This window comes from Helicobacter sp. T3_23-1059 (assembly GCF_053654515.1).
The window spans coordinates 1-751 of record NZ_JBSIUV010000180.1; the positions used below are offsets into that span (position 1 = coordinate 1).

The 751-nt window shown below is 37.7% G+C and carries 1 protein-coding gene; it reads left to right on the forward strand.

Annotated features, from left to right (window positions below):
- Nucleotides 1-190: 190 nt before the first annotated feature.
- On the forward strand, nt 191-751 hold a 561-nt coding region (locus ACWIX0_RS13930), incomplete at its 3' end, for a hypothetical protein (protein ID WP_454174578.1).

Below are 751 nucleotides of genomic sequence, written 5' to 3' on the forward strand. Positions count from 1 at the left end.
CTATTTATTCTACGAAGTTGAGACAAACCACAAGGATAAAGGGACGAGCAATGAAAATAAACTTTATGTAAAAACTAACCAATCTTTAGAGGGGACGAGTTTTTTTAAACATACAAATAAAGCAAATAAACATTATTTTATTACCCAGATTCGCAAAAATCAAACACAAACTTAAAATAAAGGAATGATTGTGCTTCAAGCCCAAATTACGAATTTTTCCTACCAAAAATGCTACAAAGAAGATTTGCGATGCTTTGAGTTTAGCGACATAAAAGCATTTGATATAAACGCTCTGCCAAGCAAGTGCCTTGTAAATTTTGGTGGCAAAAGTATCGCCTTAAGCAAGTGGGTAAGCCCAAAGCGCACGCGAAGCTATCCATACTCGCGGGTGTATGATACTTTTGATTGTGGTGCGAGTAAAGTCGCTACCATTATCCCGCTTATCAAAGATGAGGGCGCAAGTGGCGATATGGACTACTTGCAATGGGATAGCATTTCGCTAATGAGTTTGCTAAATGTGTATGTAGTTTTTGGATTTTATGATAGTGCGGAGGCACACGCCAAACGAGCGGAAAAAATCACTAATCAAAAATTTAATAACGCCTACATAAAAGCGCAATTATCAAACCTTGTAAGCTATCATCAATCCGCTTTGCATTGGAATCTAAACCAGCTTAGCCCTGAAATTTTGACACCGCTTTTAGAATTTACCAAAAAGGCGTATGCAAACATTTCGCACACGCTCAATATC